This window comes from Bacillus sp. VA13, assembly GCF_055710085.1.
In genome coordinates, this window is record NZ_JBVQPP010000002.1 from 1 (window position 1) to 18224 (window position 18224).

The following is an 18224-nucleotide window of genomic DNA, read 5'->3' on the forward strand; positions in this document are numbered from 1 at the left end:
TACCCACGTGTTACTCACCCGTCCGCCGCTAACATCAGGGAGCAAGCTCCCATCTGTCCGCTCGACTTGCATGTATTAGGCACGCCGCCAGCGTTCGTCCTGAGCCAGGATCAAACTCTCCGATAAATGGATCACAGGTTAAGTCCACCGCATCCTGCGGCGACACCTGTGTGACCTGCATCGTGCAGGCCCTAGTTTGACTGACTACGCACATCGCTGTGCGATTTTATAAAACATGAATTAACAGGTACGTTTTGTCTTGTTTAGTTTTCAAAGAACTTTATGCGCTTCTCTCGAAGCGACTACTTAATAGTAACATTTTTAGTTAACTAGGTCAACACTTTTTTAAAAAAGTTTTTGCTAGTCATGTTTGTGTCTTTTAAAAGACAACAGAAATGATTATACCATAATTCTTATGACTGTAAAGGGTTGTGGCACAAAAAAAGCGCAGCTATTTCAGCTGCGCTTTTCTCACACTTCTTCTTGTGTTTCTTCATTCTCATCTTCTTCGTCTTTCTCTACTAATGCTACTGTCGCAACATGCTCTTCTTCCGCCATTCTGATGAGGCGTACACCTTGAGTGACACGTCCGGTGATTGAGATGTCATTGATGTCCATTCTAATGAGTACGCCGCTGGCCGTAATAATCATTAGATCCTCTTCACCTTTAGTAGCTTTTACTGTTACTAATTGGCCGTTGTTCTCGGTGATTTTCGCTGTTTTGAGTCCTTTTCCGCCCCGGCTTTGGGTTCTGTACTCTTCAGCCGGAGTTCGTTTTCCGTAACCTTTTTCAGTTACGATAAGGACATGTGATTCTTCCTCTAATATCTCCATGCCGACAACAACGTCGTCATCGGTCAGGTTGATGCCTTTTACGCCTGCCGCAGTTCTTCCCATTTCCCGGACATCTGTTTCAGGGAAACGGATCAGCAATCCATTTTTCGTTCCGATGATCATTTGTTTTGTACCGTCAGTCAGACGTACACCCATCAATTCATCATCCTCACGAAGACTAAGAGCGATTAGGCCATTGTTGCGGATATTAGCAAACTGAGACAGTGAAGTTCGTTTTGAAACCCCGTGCTTTGTTGTGAAGAAAAGGTAAAGCTCCGCATTGAATTCAGTGACTGGAATAATTGCGTTAATCCATTCACCCTTTTCTACCTCCAGCAGGTTAATAATCGGGATTCCTTTTGCTGTTCTGCCGTATTCAGGGATTTCATACCCTTTTGCACGATACACTTTCCCTTTGTTCGAGAAGAAGAGAATCGTGTCATGAGTTGACGTAGATATTAAATGCTCAACGAAATCATCTTCGTTTGTTCCCATTCCCTGTACACCTTTTCCGCCTCGTTTTTGACTGCGGTAAGTTGATGCAGGAAGACGTTTGATGTACCCGTTGTGTGTCAGAGTGACGACGATATTTTCTCTCTCAATAAGATCTTCATCTTCAATTGTTTCTAGTCCAGAAGTGACGATCTCCGTGCGTCTTTCATCGTTGAAACGCTCTTTGATTTCAGTGAGTTCTTCACGGATGATCTCAAGCACTTTATATTCATTTGCCAAAATGTCTTTTAGCTCTGCAATTAATTTAACAAGAGATTGGTATTCTTCTTCGATCTTTTCACGTTCTAGTCCTGTTAAACGCTGCAGCCTCATATCGAGAATCGCTTGTGCTTGCTTCTCTGTCAGTGAGAATTGTTCAATTAGACCTGTTCTCGCTATTTCAGCCGTTTGAGAATTACGGATAAGAGAAATAACTGCATCGAGATGATCGAGAGCAATTCTCAAACCTTCCAAGATATGAGCTCTCGCTTCCGCTTTACGCAATTCATATGCCGTACGGCGTCTGATGACGACTTTTTGATGGTCAAGGTAATGCTCTAGGCATTGCTTTAGATTTAAAACTTTCGGCTGACCGTCAACAAGCGCAAGCAGGTTGATACCAAAAGATGTTTGTAGCGCAGTTTGTTTGTATAGGTTGTTTAGAATAACATTTGCATTGGCATCGCGTCTAATTTCAATGACAATTCTCATACCTGTACGATCTGACTCATCACGCAGATCTGTGATGCCCTCTATCTTTTTGTCCCTAACGAGATCAGCAATTTTCTCGATTAATTTCGCCTTATTTACTTGGTAAGGTAACTCTGTAACGATAATTCTTTCTTTACCTGAAGATGTTTGTTCGATCTCAGCTTTTGCCCGAATCGTAATAGAGCCTCGGCCAGATTCGTATGCTTTCCGGATACCGCTGCGTCCCAAGATTTGACCCGCAGTCGGGAAATCAGGCCCTGGAATGACTTCCATCAGCTCAGGGATTGTAATGTCCGGGTTCTCACTGACAGCAAGTACACCGTCAATGATTTCCCCAAGCTGGTGCGGAGGGATGTTTGTTGCCATACCTACCGCAATACCGGCAGCACCGTTCACGAGCAGATTCGGGAACCTTGAAGGCATAACGACGGGTTCTCTTTCTGACCCATCATAGTTGTCCTGATAATCGATTGTGTCTTTTGTGATATCTCGAAGAATTTCCATCGAGATCTTAGACATTCTTGCTTCTGTATAACGCATGGCAGCCGCTGAGTCTCCGTCAACAGAACCGAAGTTCCCGTGACCGTCAACGAGCATGTAACGGTAGTTAAAATCCTGCGCCATTCTGACCATGGATTCATATACCGCTGAATCACCGTGCGGGTGGTATTTCCCGATAACTTCTCCGACGATACGCGCGGATTTTTTATATGGCTTGTCACTCGTCATGCCCAAATCATTCATTGCATATAAAATCCGTCTGTGAACCGGTTTTAAACCGTCACGTACATCTGGAAGAGCACGGGACACAATAACGCTCATTGCATAATCCAAGAAGGACGTACGCATTTCCTGACTGATATTTATTTCACGAACTTGTGGTGTGTTTTGTTCACTCATTAAAAAACCTCCCTGAAGTATCACATGAAATATGTGGGAGTAGATTGTCCATTATGACCTTCAATACGATTTCACTATTCTCCATTATATCAATAAACTTATGATTATACACATTAAATTGCTAGAATATATAGGTATTGCAAGCATTACTGCAGCTGATCTTGTTCAGAAAAAAGCCTTATTTCTAATTGGAAATAAGGCTTTTTATGATTAGATGTCAAGATTTTTAACGTATCTCGCATTCGCTTCTATGAAGTTTCGGCGCGGTTCTACTTTGTCGCCCATCAGCATTTCAAATGTCTCATCCGCATCCATAGCATCTTCAAGAGTTACCTGAAGAAGTGTTCTAGAGCTAGGGTCCATGGTTGTTTCCCATAGCTGGGTGGCATTCATTTCACCAAGACCTTTATAACGCTGCAATCCCGGCTTAGGCGTTTGAGGCAGCGTTTTTAACAGATCTTCAAGCTCCTTGTCATTGTAAGCATATTCAACACGTTTCCCCTGTTGAACCTTATAGAGCGGCGGTTGCGCAATGTACACGTAGCCATTTTCGATAATTTGGCGCATATATCTGTAAAAGAACGTTAACAACAGTGTTCTGATATGCGCGCCGTCAACGTCGGCATCTGTCATAATGACAACTTTGTGGTAACGGGCTTTCTCCAGGTTGAAATCTTCCCCGATACCTGTGCCGAGCGCCGTAATCATAGAGCGAACTTCGTTGTTAGAAAGGATTTTATCCAGTCTGGCTTTTTCAACGTTCAGGATTTTACCTCTAAGCGGCAAAATGGCTTGGAAATGTCTGTCGCGGCCCTGTTTAGCAGATCCTCCGGCAGAGTCACCCTCTACGATATACAACTCGGAGATGCTCGGGTCTTTTGAAGAGCAGTCCGCTAACTTACCGGGAAGGTTTGAAATTTCCAAAGCACTCTTGCGGCGTGTTAATTCACGGGCTTTTTTCGCAGCCATTCTTGCTCTTGCCGCCATTAAACCTTTATCGACAATTTTTTTGGCCGCGTCTGGATTTTCCAGCATAAATGTTTCCATTGCCGTAGAAAATAACGTATCGGTGATCGTCCGCGCTTCTGAGTTGCCTAGCTTTGTTTTCGTTTGGCCCTCAAACTGCGGATCAGGGTGTTTGATTGAAATAATCGCGGTCAGCCCTTCTCTTACGTCATCTCCGCTTAGGTTTGGATCATTTTCTTTAATAAGCCCTTTTTTTCTGGCGTAATCGTTGATAACACGAGTCAGACCCGTTTTAAAGCCCGCTTCGTGGGTACCGCCTTCATACGTGTTAATGTTATTTGTAAATGAGTAAATGTTACTTGTGTAGCTGTCATTGTATTGTAAAGCCACTTCAACCGTAATGCCGTCCTTTTCGCCTTCAATGTAAATCGGCTCTTCATGGACAACTTCTTTAGATCGGTTTAAATACTCTACATAACTTTTAATTCCACCTTCGTAATGGTACTCATTTTTGCGCTCTTGTCCTTCACGTTTATCTTCAATCGTGATGTTTACGCCTTTTGTCAAAAAGGCTAATTCGCGCACGCGGTTCGCAAGCAGATCATAATCATACTCAGTTGTTTCTGTGAAAATCTCAGGATCAGGGACAAAATGTGTCGTCGTTCCTGTATGATCTGTTTCGCCAATGATTTCAAGGTCTGAAACCGGAACTCCGCGTTTATAGGTTTGACGGTGGATTTTACCGTCACGGTGTACCGTCACCACAAGCTCGGTTGAAAGCGCGTTTACGACTGACGCACCTACACCGTGCAATCCTCCAGACACTTTATAACCGCTTCCGTCAAATTTCCCTCCAGCATGAAGCACCGTCATAATGACTTCTACCGCAGGACGGCCCATTTTTTCATGAATACCGACTGGAATACCGCGGCCATTATCTATCACCGTGATGCTGTTGTCTTTCTCGATTTGGATATTGATATCCGTACAATAACCGGCGAGGGCTTCGTCAATACTATTGTCGACAATTTCCCATACCAGGTGGTGAAGGCCTTTGCTGTTTGTTGAACCGATATACATCCCTGGTCTTTTACGAACAGCTTCCAATCCCTCTAGTACCTGTATCTGATTTTCATCATAACTGTTTTGCTGCTGTTCCATAGCCACGTCATTCACCTACACTTTTCTAAACGATATATTCGTGATAAAAAATTTCTAAGAATCTATTTCAAACATAAATTGCGCACGTTTTTTTAATGTGCTGGAAGATAAGGGAGAGTAATATATATTCTGAACCGTGACTACGATAGATTTGGGCGTGCCGTTTACGGAAGGCACCACCTTGTGTTTCTGTTTTTTCAGAAATTCTTCAACAATAGGCGACATGTTGGCTTTAAAGTCAAAAATGCCGACAATATCTCGTGTTGAAACCACAAAGTCATCACCTAAATGAATATACAATTGCCCACCTCATTTCTTCACTTCACTAACGCACCATTTTGCACACGGAACATTCCTGCTTGACGTAAGGTTTCGTGATCAATGCCATCAACGCTTGTCGTTGTGACAAACGTTTGTACACGGCCTTGGATCGTATGAAGCAAGTGTGACTGGCGATAATCGTCCAGTTCACTCAGTACATCATCCAATAGTAAAATGGGGTATTCTCCGATTTCTTCATGGATCAGGTCAATCTCCGCCAGCTTAAGAGACAATGCCGTCGTTCGCTGCTGTCCTTGAGAACCATACGTCTGCACATCGCGTCCGTTCACATAGAAAAGAACATCGTCACGATGAGGCCCTGACAGCGTAACACCGCGCTCAATTTCTTTTTCTCTTAATTTAGAAAACGCTTCTTGATAGCTATCTCCTATTTTCGACAAGTCTTTAGGATCTGATACCTCAAGAGCCGTATGGTACTTCAGGGTCAGCTCTTCAAGCCCTCTTGAGATGCCCGCATGGATAGGCTGAGCCCATTTTTCGAGCTGCGCTGTAAATTGCAGGCGTTTTACGACGACTTTTGCTGCAACTTCTACAAGCTGATCGGTCAAAACATCGAGCATCGTTCTGTCAGTTTGTTTTCTTGTTTGCAGCTGCTTCAAAAAATGATTTCGCTGCGAGAGGATTTTCTGGTAAAGAGAAAGGTCATGCAGGTAAACAGGAGAAACCTGTCCGATTTCCATGTCAAGAAACCGCCTTCTCACTTGAGGGCTTCCCTTTACAAGATTTAAATCTTCCGGCGCGAACATAATGGTGTTGAGGGCCCCGACATACTGGCTGAGCTTTTGCTGTTCGATATGATTGACCTTGCCCTTTTTACCCTTTTTGGAGATGACGAGCTGCATCGGGATCGCCCCGTTTTGCTTCATCACTCTTCCCTCTATTTTAGCATAGTCTTTGTCCCACCGTATAAGTTCTTTGTCATTTGACGTCCTGTGCGATTTCGCCATGGACAAGACATAGATCGCCTCCATGAGATTTGTTTTCCCCTGGGCGTTTTCTCCGATGATCACATTTACTTTATTTTCAAATTGAAGTTCAGCATGGTCGTAGTTGCGGTAAGATGTCAGTTCTAAGTTCTGGATATACAATCAGTGTCACCCGCTTTAATTGACGACTTGAAATGAACCAAATCCTTCAATCTCTACCACATCTCCAACATACAGCTTTCTGCCGCGGCGGTTGTCCGGCTCGTTATTCACAAGCACTTCATGCTCGCTTAAAAACCACTTCGCCATACCGCCTGACTGAATGACATCGGCTAATTTCAAGAATTGTCCGAGTGTAATCATCTCTGTATCAATTGAAATCGGATTTGCCATTATATCGACCTCTTTCAAATATCACTAATATCTAATTGTACTAAAAAAAAACGAATTAGGGAAAGGGAAAACTTGTCGGAGCAGATACCGAATAGAAAAGCTGCCGAAAGGGTCGGCAGCAGTGTATCGGATTAATAGGTTCTGACAGGAAGGATAAGCTGTACAATCGTTTCATCATTCGGTGTGCGAATTAAGAAAGGTCTCATTGCGCCTGTAAAGCTTACCCGTATTTCTGCTCCTTCAAGCACCTTTAGTGCATCCAGCATATATTTTGGACTAAATGAGATATTTAATTCCTCACCTTCGATCTGATCAGCAAGAATCGCTTCAACAACTTTTCCAATTTCAGGTGAGTTGGAAGAAATCTCAATCGATTCAGCCGGTTTTGCAGACAGCTTCACCACGTTGTTGCGTCCCTCTCTGGCTAAAAGAGATGCACGATCAATTGCCTGAAGGAATTCTTTTGTGTTCACAATGATTTCTGTTTTGCTTTCTTGCGGAATCAGGCTGGTTGTATCCGGATAATTTCCGTCCAGAAGCCGCGAGAAGAATAAAACATTTTTCGCTTTAAACAGAACTTGGGTTTCTGTGATTACGATATCTACAAGTTCCTGATTGTCATCCAAAATCTTGCTGAGTTCAGTTAAGCTTTTTCCCGGAATCACGACGTTATAAGATCTGTCTTCTGGAATATCAAGTTTCGCTTTTCTTAAAGCAAGACGGTGGCTATCCGTCGCAGTGCATAATAATTCACTTCGCTCCACTTTCCAGTTTACACCTGTCAAGATAGGGCGTGTTTCTGAGGTGGACACCGCGAATACTGTTTGTCTGATTAGATTTTTTAACAAGTCAGTTGGAATTTGAATCGCGTGATGCTCTTCGATCTGCGGCAAGTGCGGGTACTCATCAGCATCCAGACCGTTTAGATTAAATTCAGCTTTGCCAGAACGGATAATCGTCAAATACTGGTTTTGCACTTCGATTTCTACAGTTGCCATCGGCAGTTTTTTTACAATCTCACTAAAGAAGCGGGCTTGTAAAACGATGCTTCCAGGCTGTTCTATTGTGACGATCTCCTTATCTCCTTCTTCTTTTGGAATGAAGGATTCAATTGAAATATCTGAATCGCTTCCTGTAAAGGATACGCCATCATCTGATGCAACGATTTTAATACCAGTCAGAATGGGAATCGTAGTTCTGGATGAAACTGCTTTTAATACATCTTGGACACTTTCAACAAGACGATCTTTTTGAATCGTGAATTTCATTTTTATCCTCCTAACGGATAATGTATTAATATATATATTTTTAAAAAATAGTAGAAGTAATAGTAGGGCTTGTGGATTTGTGGATAAGTTGTGAAAAAGACAGGAAACACAGCCTATCCACATGTGGACAGACTGTGTATGACTTCTGAAAAGTTATTCACACTTTCCTCGATTAATCCCCGGTCCTGCTATTTAAGCTGTTCTTTAATTTCTTTTACATGCTGCTGAAGCTGTTCATCGTCTGCCAGCAGTTTTGAAATTTTTTCATGCGCATGAATAACGGTCGTATGGTCACGGCCTCCAAACTCTTCACCGATTTTAGGAAGAGAGGAATCAGTCATTTCCCTTGATAAGTACATGGCGATTTGTCGCGGGAAAGCTACTGATTTTGTCCGTTTTTTTGCTTTAAAATCCTCGAGTTTAATATTAAATTGCTGACCTACTACCCTCTGAATTTCTTTTATCGTAATGACTTTCGGTTTTGAAGAAGGAATAATATCTTTCAACGCCTCAGCGGCCAGATCAGCATTAATATCTTTATTAATTAAAGATGAGTAAGCAACAACTCTGATTAATGCTCCTTCAAGTTCCCGAATATTGCTGTCAATTTGATTTGCGATATAAAGCATAACCTCGTTCGGAATATCGAGGCCCTCCGCTTTGGCTTTTTTTCGTAAAATCGCAATTCTCGTTTCCAAATCTGGCGGCGTGATATCCGTAATCAGGCCCCATTCAAAACGTGAACGCAATCTGTCTTCAAGTGTCGGAATTTCTTTTGGAGGTCTGTCACTTGAAATGACGATTTGTTTGCTTTCTTCGTGCAATGTGTTAAATGTATGGAAAAATTCTTCCTGGGTTTGTTCTTTCCCCGCTAAAAATTGAATATCATCTATCAAAAGCACATCAACATTTCGATAGCGATTGCGGAAGTCGACGGCTTTATTATCTCGGATAGAGTTGATGAATTCGTTTGTAAATTTCTCAGAAGACAGATAAACCACTTTGGCAGAAGGATTATGATCTATTACATAATGGCCGATCGCATGCATTAAGTGTGTTTTCCCTAAGCCGACGCCCCCATAGATAAATAAAGGGTTGTAAGCTTTCGCGGGTGCTTCCGCTACTGCGAGGGAAGCAGCGTGTGCAAATCGGTTTCCAGATCCGATGACAAAAGTATCGAAAGTATATTTTGGATTGAGCATATTTTGAGGAAAATCAGATGTATCTTCTTTGACCGCTTTTTTGACTTGCGGCTTCGGCATAAAGTCCTCAACATCTTGATTTTGAGGAATGACAAACTTAATGCTCAATTCTTCCCCGGTTAATTCATATATAGTATCTGCAATCAGATGCAAGTATCTGGACTCCAGCCAGTCTCTGGCAAATTCATTGGGAGCCGTGATCGTTAATGTATCTCCTTGCAGTGAGTGGGCTTTGGTTGACTTCATCCAAGTCTCAAAACTCGGTTTGCTCAACTTTTTTTCGATTTGAGCAAGGGCTTGGTTCCACAGGTCTAATATATTTTCCATCTTCCGGCACGTCCCTCCTTTTCATAGAAAATGGCGTCTTTCTCTGTTATAGAACACAAAAAAAGAGCAAATGGCGCTTACCATTCGTACACATTAAATGTTGAAAACATATAATATAGTAGATAAATAGCTTTTCGACAAATTTCACAACTTGTGGACAACCTTCTACACAAGCTGTGTGAAATCAATCCACAACTTATCCACACTTTGTGGATAAAGAGTAAAGGTAAGATTAGTAATCAAGAGTTAAAACACAAATATAATACCAAATTAAACGAGAGCTTGCAATGGTTGTCACAATCTTATCCACAAAGCGGACAACCTGTTGAAAAAATCTTGTCCACAGGGGTTGGTAATGTGAAAATGTTGTCGATAACCACTGTGGATATTAAAAAAGAGCTAAAAAGATATCCACATTCGTATTTTTAGAGCAGTTTTTCTGACTTTTTTTCGTTAAATTAAGGAATCTAAAAAATAAGGTTTCGAAAGTCGGAAAGGTGTGGTATCCTATTATGGTTGCAAGAAATAAAAGCACTAGTGAAGTTGACAATGAATAGGTAACACAAATATAATAAGTAAGACTGTCTTTAACAGCTATTCCTCGAGGGAGGTGTCATAAATGAAAAGAACATTCCAACCGAATAACCGTAAACGCAGTAAAGTTCATGGCTTCAGAAGCCGTATGAGTTCAAAAAACGGTCGTCTAGTTTTAGCACGCCGTCGCCGTAAAGGCAGAAAAGTATTATCAGCTTAGGCCACTGAATAATGTCAGTGGTCTTTTTTCACTTTATGGGAAAAGATAGATGTGATGCATGATGAACCGGGGTATGCTCCCTGGTTCTAGTGCATCTCATTTTCATAATAAATTTCAAAAGTTTCTGCCAGCCAGTATCGGAGTGAGTCATTTGAAGAAGCGAAATCGTTTAAAGAAAAATGAAGATTTTCAAAAAGTGTTTAAGCATGGGACATCAATAGCGAACCGCCAGTTTGTCTTATATACGCTTGATCAGCCTGAAAACGATGAGCTGCGCGTCGGGCTTTCCGTCAGCAAAAAAATTGGCAACGCTGTGATGCGAAATCGGATCAAACGTTTGATTCGGCAGGCTTTTCTTGAAGAGAAAGAGAGACTGAAGGAAAAGGATTACATCATTATTGCCAGAAAACCGGCGAGCCAGCTGACATATGAGGAAACGAAAAAAAGTCTGCAGCATCTATTCAGGAAGTCTTCTTTATATAAGAAATCTTCGTCAAAGTAGGCATTGTCACTGCTTTCTTACAACTTTTAAAAGCGCTTCCTTTCTGGTTGATCAGAAAAAGACACCATTTAAAACTGAAAGATGCTAAAATACATACAAGTATGCTTTGCAATAAAAGAGTGTAAAGATTAATTATAGGAGGAAATGTTGTTGAAAAGGAGAATAGGGTTGCTATTAAGTATGGTTGGCGTATTCATGCTTTTGGCTGGGTGCTCGAGTGTGAAGGAGCCAATCACTGCAGATAGTCCGCATTTTTGGGACAAGTACGTAGTATATCCATTGTCTGAGCTCATTACGTATGTAGCGAAATTGACGGGAGATAACTATGGACTATCAATTATTCTTGTTACCATTTTAATTCGTTTATTAATTTTACCGCTGATGATTAAGCAGCTGAGAAGTTCGAAAGCGATGCAGGCTTTACAGCCGGAAATGCAAAAGCTTAAAGAAAAATACAGCTCAAAGGATCAAAAAACACAGCAAAAGCTTCAGCAGGAAACAATGGCTTTATTCCAAAAGCATGGTGTCAATCCGTTGGCGGGATGTTTCCCGATTTTAATCCAGATGCCGATTTTAATTGGATTCTATCATGCGATCATGAGAACACAGGCGATTTCAGAGCATAGTTTCTTATGGTTTGACTTAGGAGAAAAAGATCCTTTCTATATTCTTCCTATCGTTGCCGGTGTTGCTACATTTGTTCAGCAAAAACTGATGATGGCGGGAAATGCGCAGCAAAATCCGCAAATGGCGATGATGCTTTGGATTATGCCGATTATGATTATCGTATTTGCGATCAACTTCCCGGCGGCTCTTTCTCTTTATTGGGTAGTCGGTAACTTATTTATGATTGCACAAACTTTCCTCATTAAAGGACCAGATATTAAAAAAAATCCTGAGCCGGAAAAAGCCGGAGGAAAGAAAAAGTGAGGAATGTGACTGCTGCAGGGCGAAATGTCGATGAAGCAGTACAGTCTGGATTGCAAGAGCTGGAATTAACGAAGGATAAGGTAGAAATTACCGTTATTGAAGAGGGAAACAAAGGGTTTCTCGGTATTTTCGGTAAAAAGCCGGCGGTCGTAAAGCTGGTTGAAAAGATTGATCCGATTCAGCAAGCGAAGTCTTATCTTCAAACAATTGCTGAGGCTATTGCCGGGAAGTCTGATGTGACTGTTCAAGAAAGCAAAAAGACAGTGAGTTTCCATATAACAGGTGAAAAAGCGGCCTTGTTGATTGGGAAAAGAGGACAAACCTTAAATGCCCTTGAAACTTTGACACAGCTTGTCCTTAATCGTTATCCAGGCCAATATAAAAATGTGACGGTGGATGCAGAAAACTATCGTTTGAAAAGAAAAGATACACTGAGTCAGCTGGCCATCAGGCTTGCAGACCAGGTCCTGAAAACGAAAAAAGCAGTTCATCTTGAACCTATGCCGTCCAGTGAAAGAAAAATCATTCATGATACTCTTTCTGGATATGCAAATCACCAGATCAAAACATATTCAATGGGTGAAGGCGAAAATCGCCATCTCGTTATTTCCCATAAAAGATAGCATAAAACCGAAGTCCGATAAAAAGTGGATTTCGGTTTTTTTGTATGAGAAAAATCTATTTTTCCTAGTCATATCAAGCTTTTGCCGTTTAAGTTTTTTCTTTTTAGGTGTATCCTGTTGATAAAAAGGAAGTTCAGGAAATAAAATTAATTGTTATTCACATGTGGATAAGTTAAAGTAATAGGAGGCGAATTCCTAATTCTGTGGATAACACATCTTCCACTTCGAACCAAACTATGTTATCTTTTAGTTTTGGCATAATAAAAATTTTTTTATATAGATGAAAGTATAAGTAAAGAGAGGTGAACAGCATGGATACAATTGCAGCAATTTCCACTCCGATGGGAGAAGGCGCGATTGCGATTGTACGGTTGAGCGGACCAGAAGCAATTCAAATCGCAGATAAAATTTATAAAGGGCCGAAGGGAAAAACACTCAGCTCGGTCGAATCACATACGATTCATTATGGTCATATCGTAGACAGACCTTCGGATCGTGTCGTAGAGGAAGTAATGGTATCAGTGTTAAAGGCACCGAGAACTTTTACACGTGAAGATGTCATCGAAATTAACTGTCACGGGGGAATTGTGACTGTGAACCAAGTGCTTCAGCTCGCATTGAGAGAGGGAGCGAGACTGGCAGAGCCTGGTGAATTTACGAAACGCGCGTTTTTAAACGGCCGAATTGATCTTTCACAGGCGGAAGCGGTTATGGACTTAATCAGAGCGAAAACGGACCGGGCAATGAACGTCGCCATGAATCAAATGGGAGGGCGTCTTTCTGCTTTGGTGCGCCGTTTACGCAGTGAGATTTTAGAAACGCTGGCTCACGTTGAGGTAAATATAGATTATCCGGAGTACGATGATGTAGAGGAAATGACGCATCAGCTTTTGGTTGAAAAGGCAACCGCCGTGAAAAAAGAAATTGAGGCGCTGCTGAGGACTTCTGAGCAAGGAAAAATCTTGCGGGAAGGTCTTTCTACTGTCATTATCGGCCGGCCGAATGTAGGAAAATCATCTCTTCTGAACAGCCTCGTTCATGAGGCAAAAGCCATTGTAACCGATATTCCCGGAACGACTCGGGATGTAATTGAGGAATACGTTAATGTAAGGGGCGTTCCACTTCGTCTGGTTGATACAGCAGGTATTCGTGAAACAGAGGATATTGTTGAACGAATCGGTGTTGAACGTTCTCGCCAGGTTCTAAAGGAAGCGGACCTGATTTTACTCGTGCTTAATTATAGTGAAGAGCTTTCTGAAGAAGACGTGAAGCTTTTTGAAGCCGTTGAGGGCATGGACGTTATCGTGATTATGAATAAGACTGACCTTGAGGCGAAGATTGACAGTGAGCGTGTCCGTGAGCTTGCCAATGGACGTCCTGTTGTCACGACATCTCTATTAAAAGAGGAAGGCGTCAATGATCTGGAAGAAGCGATTCAATCGCTGTTCTACACGGGTGCCATTGAAAGCGGAGATCTGACTTATGTCAGCAACACACGTCATATCTCTATTTTACAGCAAGCAAAACGTGCTATTGAAGATGCGCTTAGCGGCATCGAACAGGATGTCCCGATCGACATGGTGCAAATCGACCTTACAAGATGCTGGGAGCTTTTGGGTGAAATCATCGGAGATTCTGTCCACGAAAGCTTAATTGATCAGCTCTTTTCTCAATTCTGTTTAGGAAAATAATAAAAGGAGGAACTAGAATCATGGGGTATGAAGCAGGCCAATACGATGTGATTGTGATTGGCGCCGGGCATGCCGGTGTTGAGGCTGCCCTCGCATCAGCACGCCAAGGCGCCAAAACGCTTGTCTTGACCATCAACTTAGATATGGTTGCATTTATGCCATGTAATCCGTCTGTCGGCGGTCCCGCAAAAGGGATTGTCGTCCGCGAAATTGACGCGCTCGGCGGAGAAATGGGCAGAAACATCGATAAAACGCATATTCAAATGAGAATGCTGAATACTGGAAAAGGTCCTGCGGTCCGTGCATTGCGTGCGCAAGCAGACAAATTCCAATATCAGCACGAAATGAAAAATACGCTTGAAAAAGAACCAAACTTAACATTGCTGCAAGGAATTGTGGAACGGCTGATTGTTGAAGACGGCGAATGCCGCGGTGTTATTACACAAACCGGCGCACATTATCGTGCGAAAGCAGTTGTCATGACGACAGGGACATATTTAAGAGGACGAATCATTCTTGGTGATCTGTCTTACTCAAGCGGTCCGAATAACCAGCAGCCTTCTATTAAGCTTTCTGAGCATTTGGAGGAACTGGGCTTTGACCTCGTTCGTTTTAAAACAGGTACTCCGCCTCGCGTCAAAAGCGACACGATTGATTACAGCAAAACGGAAATTCAGCCTGGTGACGATGTGCCTCGCGCTTTCTCATATGAAACAGTGGAATATATTACAGATCAGCTCCCTTGCTGGCTGACATATACAAGCCCTGAGACACATGAGATTATTGACAGCAACCTGCACCGTTCACCGATGTATTCCGGTATGATCAAAGGTACGGGCCCAAGATATTGCCCGTCCATTGAAGATAAAGTTGTCCGATTTAATGATAAACCGCGTCACCAGATCTTCCTTGAGCCAGAAGGCAGAAATACGCAGGAAGTCTATGTCCAAGGGTTATCTACAAGTCTCCCAGAAGATGTACAGCAAAGAATGCTTGCAACGATTCCTGGTCTTGAAAACGTGCAAATGATGAGAGCCGGCTATGCGATCGAGTACGATGCGATCGTACCAACACAGCTATGGCCGACACTTGAAACGAAAAAAATCGCAAACCTGTACACTGCAGGCCAAATTAACGGAACATCAGGCTATGAAGAAGCTGCGGGACAAGGGATTATGGCGGGAATCAATGCAGGGCGAAAAGCGCTTGGAAAAGAAGAAGTGATTCTAAGCCGTTCTGACGCCTACATTGGTGTTCTGATTGATGACCTTGTAACAAAAGGAACCAATGAACCATACCGTCTTTTGACATCACGTGCTGAATACAGATTGCTTCTTCGCCATGACAATGCTGATTTGCGTCTGACAGAAATCGGACACCGCATTGGATTGATTTCTGATGAGAGATATGCAGCTTTTGAGAAGAAAAAAGCTGCAATTGAAGCGGAGAAAAAACGTCTGCACTCTGTGATTATCAAGCCGTCACCGGAAAATCAAGAATATATCCGTTCTCTTGGCGGAAGCGAATTGAAAGATGGAGTTCGCGGCACAGACTTGATGAAACGTCCTGAAATGAACTATGAAACAGTCACAAAACTGGCGCCGCCAGAAGTGCCGGTTCCGCAAGACGTGGCAGAACAAGTAGAAATCCAAGTGAAATATGAAGGATATATTGAAAAATCCCTTCAACAAGTGGAAAAACTGAAGAAGATGGAAAACAAAAAAATTCCGGATCGAATTGATTATGACGCAATCAAAGGGATCGCGACTGAGGCGCGACAAAAGCTGAAAAATGTGCGTCCTTTGTCTGTTGCCCAAGCTTCCCGTATTTCCGGTGTAAACCCGGCGGACATTTCAATTCTATTGGTGTATTTAGAGCAGGGACGCATTGCGAAGATAGCCGAGTAGAAAGGATGACGGCATGAATATTGAAGAATTCACTTCTAGTTTGGCGGAAAAAGGGATCTCCCTTTCTCCCCGTCAGCTGGAGCAATTTGAGCTGTATTACGACATGCTGGTTGAATGGAACGAAAAAATCAATCTGACTTCAATTACAGAGAAAAAAGAAGTGTATCTTAAGCATTTTTATGATTCCATTACAGCTGCTTTTTATGTCGACTTCAATCAAGTGAACACGATTTGTGATGTCGGAGCGGGAGCGGGTTTTCCTAGTCTTCCGATTAAAATATGCTTTCCGCACCTCCATGTCACAATCGTGGATTCACTAAACAAACGGATTACGTTTTTAGAAAAGTTGTCTGAAGCTTTGCAATTGGAGAATACGAACTTCTGCCATGACCGAGCTGAAACATTCGGACAGCGGAAAGACGTACGGGAAAGCTATGATATTGTGACGGCGCGAGCAGTTGCAAGACTATCTGTTTTGAGCGAACTTTGTCTGCCTCTGGTGAAGAAAAACGGTTTATTTGTTGCTTTAAAAGCTGCATCAGCTGAAGAAGAACTGAATGCCGGCAAAAAAGCAATCACGACGCTTGGAGGAGAACTTGAGAATATCCATTCCTTTAAGCTGCCTATTGAAGAAAGCGATCGTAATATTATGGTGATACGCAAGACTAAAAATACACCTAAGAAGTATCCAAGAAAACCGGGAACTCCTAATAAATCGCCAATTGAAGGGTAATTTAGACAGCCTGATATGACAATACCATCATATTTTCATCAAAATTGATGGATGTACAGCAGGAAAAACCATGAGAAAATAGAATTATAAAAATGGCAGTTTTTAAAGGTGGTGTAGGTACATGAAGCATTCATTCTCTCGTTTCTTCGGGCTTGGTGAGAAGGAACAGGAACCGGAGATTGCTGAACATGAGACAAACAAAGAAGAGATTCTGGAAATACCGGTAAATGCTATCGTTCCCAACCGTTTTCAGCCACGCACCATTTTCTCAGATGAAAAAATCAAAGAGTTAGCAATGACCATTCATACACACGGCATTATTCAGCCGATTGTTGTCAGGCATACAGAAGAAGAGGGCCAATACGAACTCATTGCAGGTGAAAGACGCTGGAGAGCGGTACAATCGCTCGAGTGGGAAAAGATTCCGGCTATTATTAAGGATTTTTCCGACACGGAAACCGCTTCTGTGGCGTTAATTGAAAACTTGCAGCGGGAAGAACTGTCTTCTATTGAGGAAGCGCATGCCTATGCTCGGCTTCTTGAGCTGCATGACTTAACACAGGAAGCACTCGCACAGCGTTTAGGAAAAGGGCAATCCACAATTGCGAATAAGCTGCGGTTATTAAAGCTGCCTCAGCCGGTCCAAGACGCGATTATGGAGAAGAAAATCACTGAGCGTCATGCCAGAGCGCTGATTCCGCTGAAGCAGCCTGAGCTCCAAGTCACACTGCTCACAGAGATTATTGAGAAAAGTTTAAATGTAAAGCAGACGGAAGACCGCGTGGTGAAAATGCTGGAGCAAGGCCAGAGAAAACTAAAGCCGAGACGCAAAGCGTTCAGCAGAGATACAAGAATTGCAATGAACACGATTCGCCAGTCACTATCAATGGTTGAAGACAGCGGTGTAAAATTGAATACGGAAGAAGAAGAATTTGAAGAATATATTCAATTAACGATTCGCATACCAAAATAAAAGCTCTCCTGAAAAGCAGGAGAGCTTTTATTCTTATTGTAAAAGGATATTAATTACTTTTAGTCGATAATGTTATATTAGAATTCTTTTCTTCGAGCTTGTGGATAAATTCTTCAGTATTTTGCGGAGAAATCACTGCATGTCCCCAGCCTCTCTGATAATATATCGTGATGGCATGACGAGAGCCGATCAGACGAAAACCTGACCACAGCTTCTTTTTTTGAACCACTTTGTCGATTTTTTCGTAAGGAATTTGATGTTTGATCAGTCCGGCTTTAATGATCAGATGATGTTCCCTTAATACATATTTCAGATCAATAAAGCTCCAAATGATGAGCACATTTAAAAGAGTCAGCAGAGTAAAAATGATCCAGCCTGAAACCCTCACATTTCCCATCACAAAAGGAACGATGGCATCTGCTTGTATCAGTAATATAAGGAACACAATCATCAGCGTAACGGGTATATCTCTCTTTGTTTTATAAACCATATTCTCACCGTCCTGTACGTTCTGCACTGTAACTTCTTCTTTTTTTCTTTAAGAAATTCCTTTTTTAAGTCAAAAAAACATAGAAATTGCAGAATTTAT

General features: G+C 42.2%; 16 protein-coding genes and 1 rRNA gene. 8 read left to right on the plus strand and 9 right to left on the minus strand.

All coding sequences use genetic code 11. The features are described from left to right. The 8 genes from AC0C66_RS08245 to dnaA form a co-directional block, all read right to left on the minus strand. Window positions 1-126: ribosomal RNA gene (locus AC0C66_RS08245) — 16S ribosomal RNA — on the minus strand; the annotation flags it as partial. A 345-nt stretch (window positions 127-471) separates the two neighbouring features. Further along, window positions 472-2937, minus strand: coding sequence for a DNA topoisomerase (ATP-hydrolyzing) subunit A (gene gyrA / locus AC0C66_RS08250; protein ID WP_072183314.1), 2466 nt, complete (start codon window positions 2935-2937; stop codon window positions 472-474). A gap of 210 nt (window positions 2938-3147) precedes the next feature. Then, complete coding sequence (gene gyrB / locus AC0C66_RS08255) at window positions 3148-5064, minus strand: DNA topoisomerase (ATP-hydrolyzing) subunit B (RefSeq protein WP_014112269.1); 1917 nt, start codon at window positions 5062-5064, stop codon at window positions 3148-3150. Window positions 5065-5118: 54 nt separating this feature from the next. Further along, complete coding sequence (gene remB / locus AC0C66_RS08260; protein WP_003219266.1) at window positions 5119-5364, minus strand: extracellular matrix regulator RemB; 246 nt, start codon at window positions 5362-5364, stop codon at window positions 5119-5121. Between the two features lie 17 nt (window positions 5365-5381). Further along, window positions 5382-6494, minus strand: coding sequence for a DNA replication/repair protein RecF (gene recF, locus AC0C66_RS08265; RefSeq protein WP_014112268.1), 1113 nt, complete (start codon window positions 6492-6494; stop codon window positions 5382-5384). 15 nt (window positions 6495-6509) lie between these two features. Beyond that, window positions 6510-6725 (minus strand): ribosome maturation protein RlbA, encoded by a 216-nt coding sequence (gene rlbA / locus AC0C66_RS08270; protein WP_003219264.1) that lies wholly within the window; start codon window positions 6723-6725, stop codon window positions 6510-6512. Between the two features lie 131 nt (window positions 6726-6856). Continuing rightward, window positions 6857-7993 carry a DNA polymerase III subunit beta gene (gene dnaN / locus AC0C66_RS08275; RefSeq protein ID WP_088680205.1) on the minus strand — a complete coding sequence of 379 codons (1137 nt, stop codon included), beginning with the start codon at window positions 7991-7993 and terminating at the stop codon, window positions 6857-6859. 188 nt (window positions 7994-8181) lie between these two features. Continuing rightward, a complete protein-coding gene (gene dnaA / locus AC0C66_RS08280; RefSeq protein WP_003242674.1) occupies window positions 8182-9522 on the minus strand; it encodes a chromosomal replication initiator protein DnaA in 1341 nt (446 codons plus the stop codon). Window positions 9523-10141: 619 nt separating this feature from the next. Here dnaA and rpmH point away from each other — a divergent pair. From rpmH to noc, 8 genes are all read left to right on the plus strand, one after another. After that, on the plus strand, window positions 10142-10276 hold the full coding sequence (rpmH, locus tag AC0C66_RS08285; protein ID WP_003178075.1) for a 50S ribosomal protein L34: 135 nt from the start codon (window positions 10142-10144) through the stop codon (window positions 10274-10276). A 151-nt stretch (window positions 10277-10427) separates the two neighbouring features. Then, window positions 10428-10778: a ribonuclease P protein component gene (rnpA, locus tag AC0C66_RS08290; protein ID WP_041521115.1), complete on the plus strand. Its 351-nt coding sequence runs from the start codon at window positions 10428-10430 to the stop codon at window positions 10776-10778. A gap of 144 nt (window positions 10779-10922) precedes the next feature. Continuing rightward, on the plus strand, window positions 10923-11708 hold the full coding sequence (gene spoIIIJ / locus AC0C66_RS08295; protein ID WP_044059167.1) for a YidC family membrane integrase SpoIIIJ: 786 nt from the start codon (window positions 10923-10925) through the stop codon (window positions 11706-11708). Beyond that, the gene (jag, locus tag AC0C66_RS08300) at window positions 11705-12331 is read left to right on the plus strand and encodes an RNA-binding cell elongation regulator Jag/EloR (RefSeq protein ID WP_061187098.1); all 627 of its coding nucleotides are present in this window, start codon (window positions 11705-11707) and stop codon (window positions 12329-12331) included. The genes spoIIIJ and jag overlap by 4 nt, the downstream gene beginning before the upstream one ends. Before the next feature lie 311 nt (window positions 12332-12642). Further along, a complete protein-coding gene (gene mnmE, locus AC0C66_RS08305; RefSeq protein WP_472973527.1) occupies window positions 12643-14022 on the plus strand; it encodes a tRNA uridine-5-carboxymethylaminomethyl(34) synthesis GTPase MnmE in 1380 nt (459 codons plus the stop codon). 20 nt (window positions 14023-14042) lie between these two features. Then, the gene (gene mnmG / locus AC0C66_RS08310; protein WP_014115896.1) at window positions 14043-15929 is read left to right on the plus strand and encodes a tRNA uridine-5-carboxymethylaminomethyl(34) synthesis enzyme MnmG; all 1887 of its coding nucleotides are present in this window, start codon (window positions 14043-14045) and stop codon (window positions 15927-15929) included. Between the two features lie 13 nt (window positions 15930-15942). Further along, window positions 15943-16662 carry a 16S rRNA (guanine(527)-N(7))-methyltransferase RsmG gene (rsmG, locus tag AC0C66_RS08315; protein ID WP_061187099.1) on the plus strand — a complete coding sequence of 240 codons (720 nt, stop codon included), beginning with the start codon at window positions 15943-15945 and terminating at the stop codon, window positions 16660-16662. Window positions 16663-16783: 121 nt separating this feature from the next. Then, entirely contained in the window at window positions 16784-17635 is an 852-nt protein-coding gene (gene noc / locus AC0C66_RS08320; protein ID WP_472973528.1) for a nucleoid occlusion protein, read from the plus strand. Window positions 17636-17684: 49 nt separating this feature from the next. Here the strand turns inward: noc and AC0C66_RS08325 are convergent, their stop codons facing one another. Continuing rightward, complete coding sequence (locus AC0C66_RS08325) at window positions 17685-18125, minus strand: PH domain-containing protein (protein WP_041521218.1); 441 nt, start codon at window positions 18123-18125, stop codon at window positions 17685-17687. Window positions 18126-18224: the final 99 nt, after the last annotated feature.

Bases quoted from the DNA above. Each gene is read 5' to 3' on its own strand.
- gyrA (WP_072183314.1), bottom strand. From the start codon at position 2,937: ATGAGTGAACAAAACACACCACAAGTTCGTGAAATAAATATCAGTCAG.
- gyrB (WP_014112269.1), bottom strand. From the start codon at position 5,064: ATGGAACAGCAGCAAAACAGTTATGATGAAAATCAGATACAGGTACTA.
- rlbA (WP_003219264.1), bottom strand. From the start codon at position 6,725: ATGGCAAATCCGATTTCAATTGATACAGAGATGATTACACTCGGACAA.
- dnaN (WP_088680205.1), bottom strand. From the start codon at position 7,993: ATGAAATTCACGATTCAAAAAGATCGTCTTGTTGAAAGTGTCCAAGAT.
- dnaA (WP_003242674.1), bottom strand. From the start codon at position 9,522: ATGGAAAATATATTAGACCTGTGGAACCAAGCCCTTGCTCAAATCGAA.
- rpmH (WP_003178075.1), top strand. From the start codon at position 10,142: ATGAAAAGAACATTCCAACCGAATAACCGTAAACGCAGTAAAGTTCAT.
- spoIIIJ (WP_044059167.1), top strand. From the start codon at position 10,923: ATGTTGTTGAAAAGGAGAATAGGGTTGCTATTAAGTATGGTTGGCGTA.
- mnmE (WP_472973527.1), top strand. From the start codon at position 12,643: ATGGATACAATTGCAGCAATTTCCACTCCGATGGGAGAAGGCGCGATT.
- mnmG (WP_014115896.1), top strand. From the start codon at position 14,043: ATGGGGTATGAAGCAGGCCAATACGATGTGATTGTGATTGGCGCCGGG.
- rsmG (WP_061187099.1), top strand. From the start codon at position 15,943: ATGAATATTGAAGAATTCACTTCTAGTTTGGCGGAAAAAGGGATCTCC.
- noc (WP_472973528.1), top strand. From the start codon at position 16,784: ATGAAGCATTCATTCTCTCGTTTCTTCGGGCTTGGTGAGAAGGAACAG.
- AC0C66_RS08325 (WP_041521218.1), bottom strand. From the start codon at position 18,125: ATGGTTTATAAAACAAAGAGAGATATACCCGTTACGCTGATGATTGTG.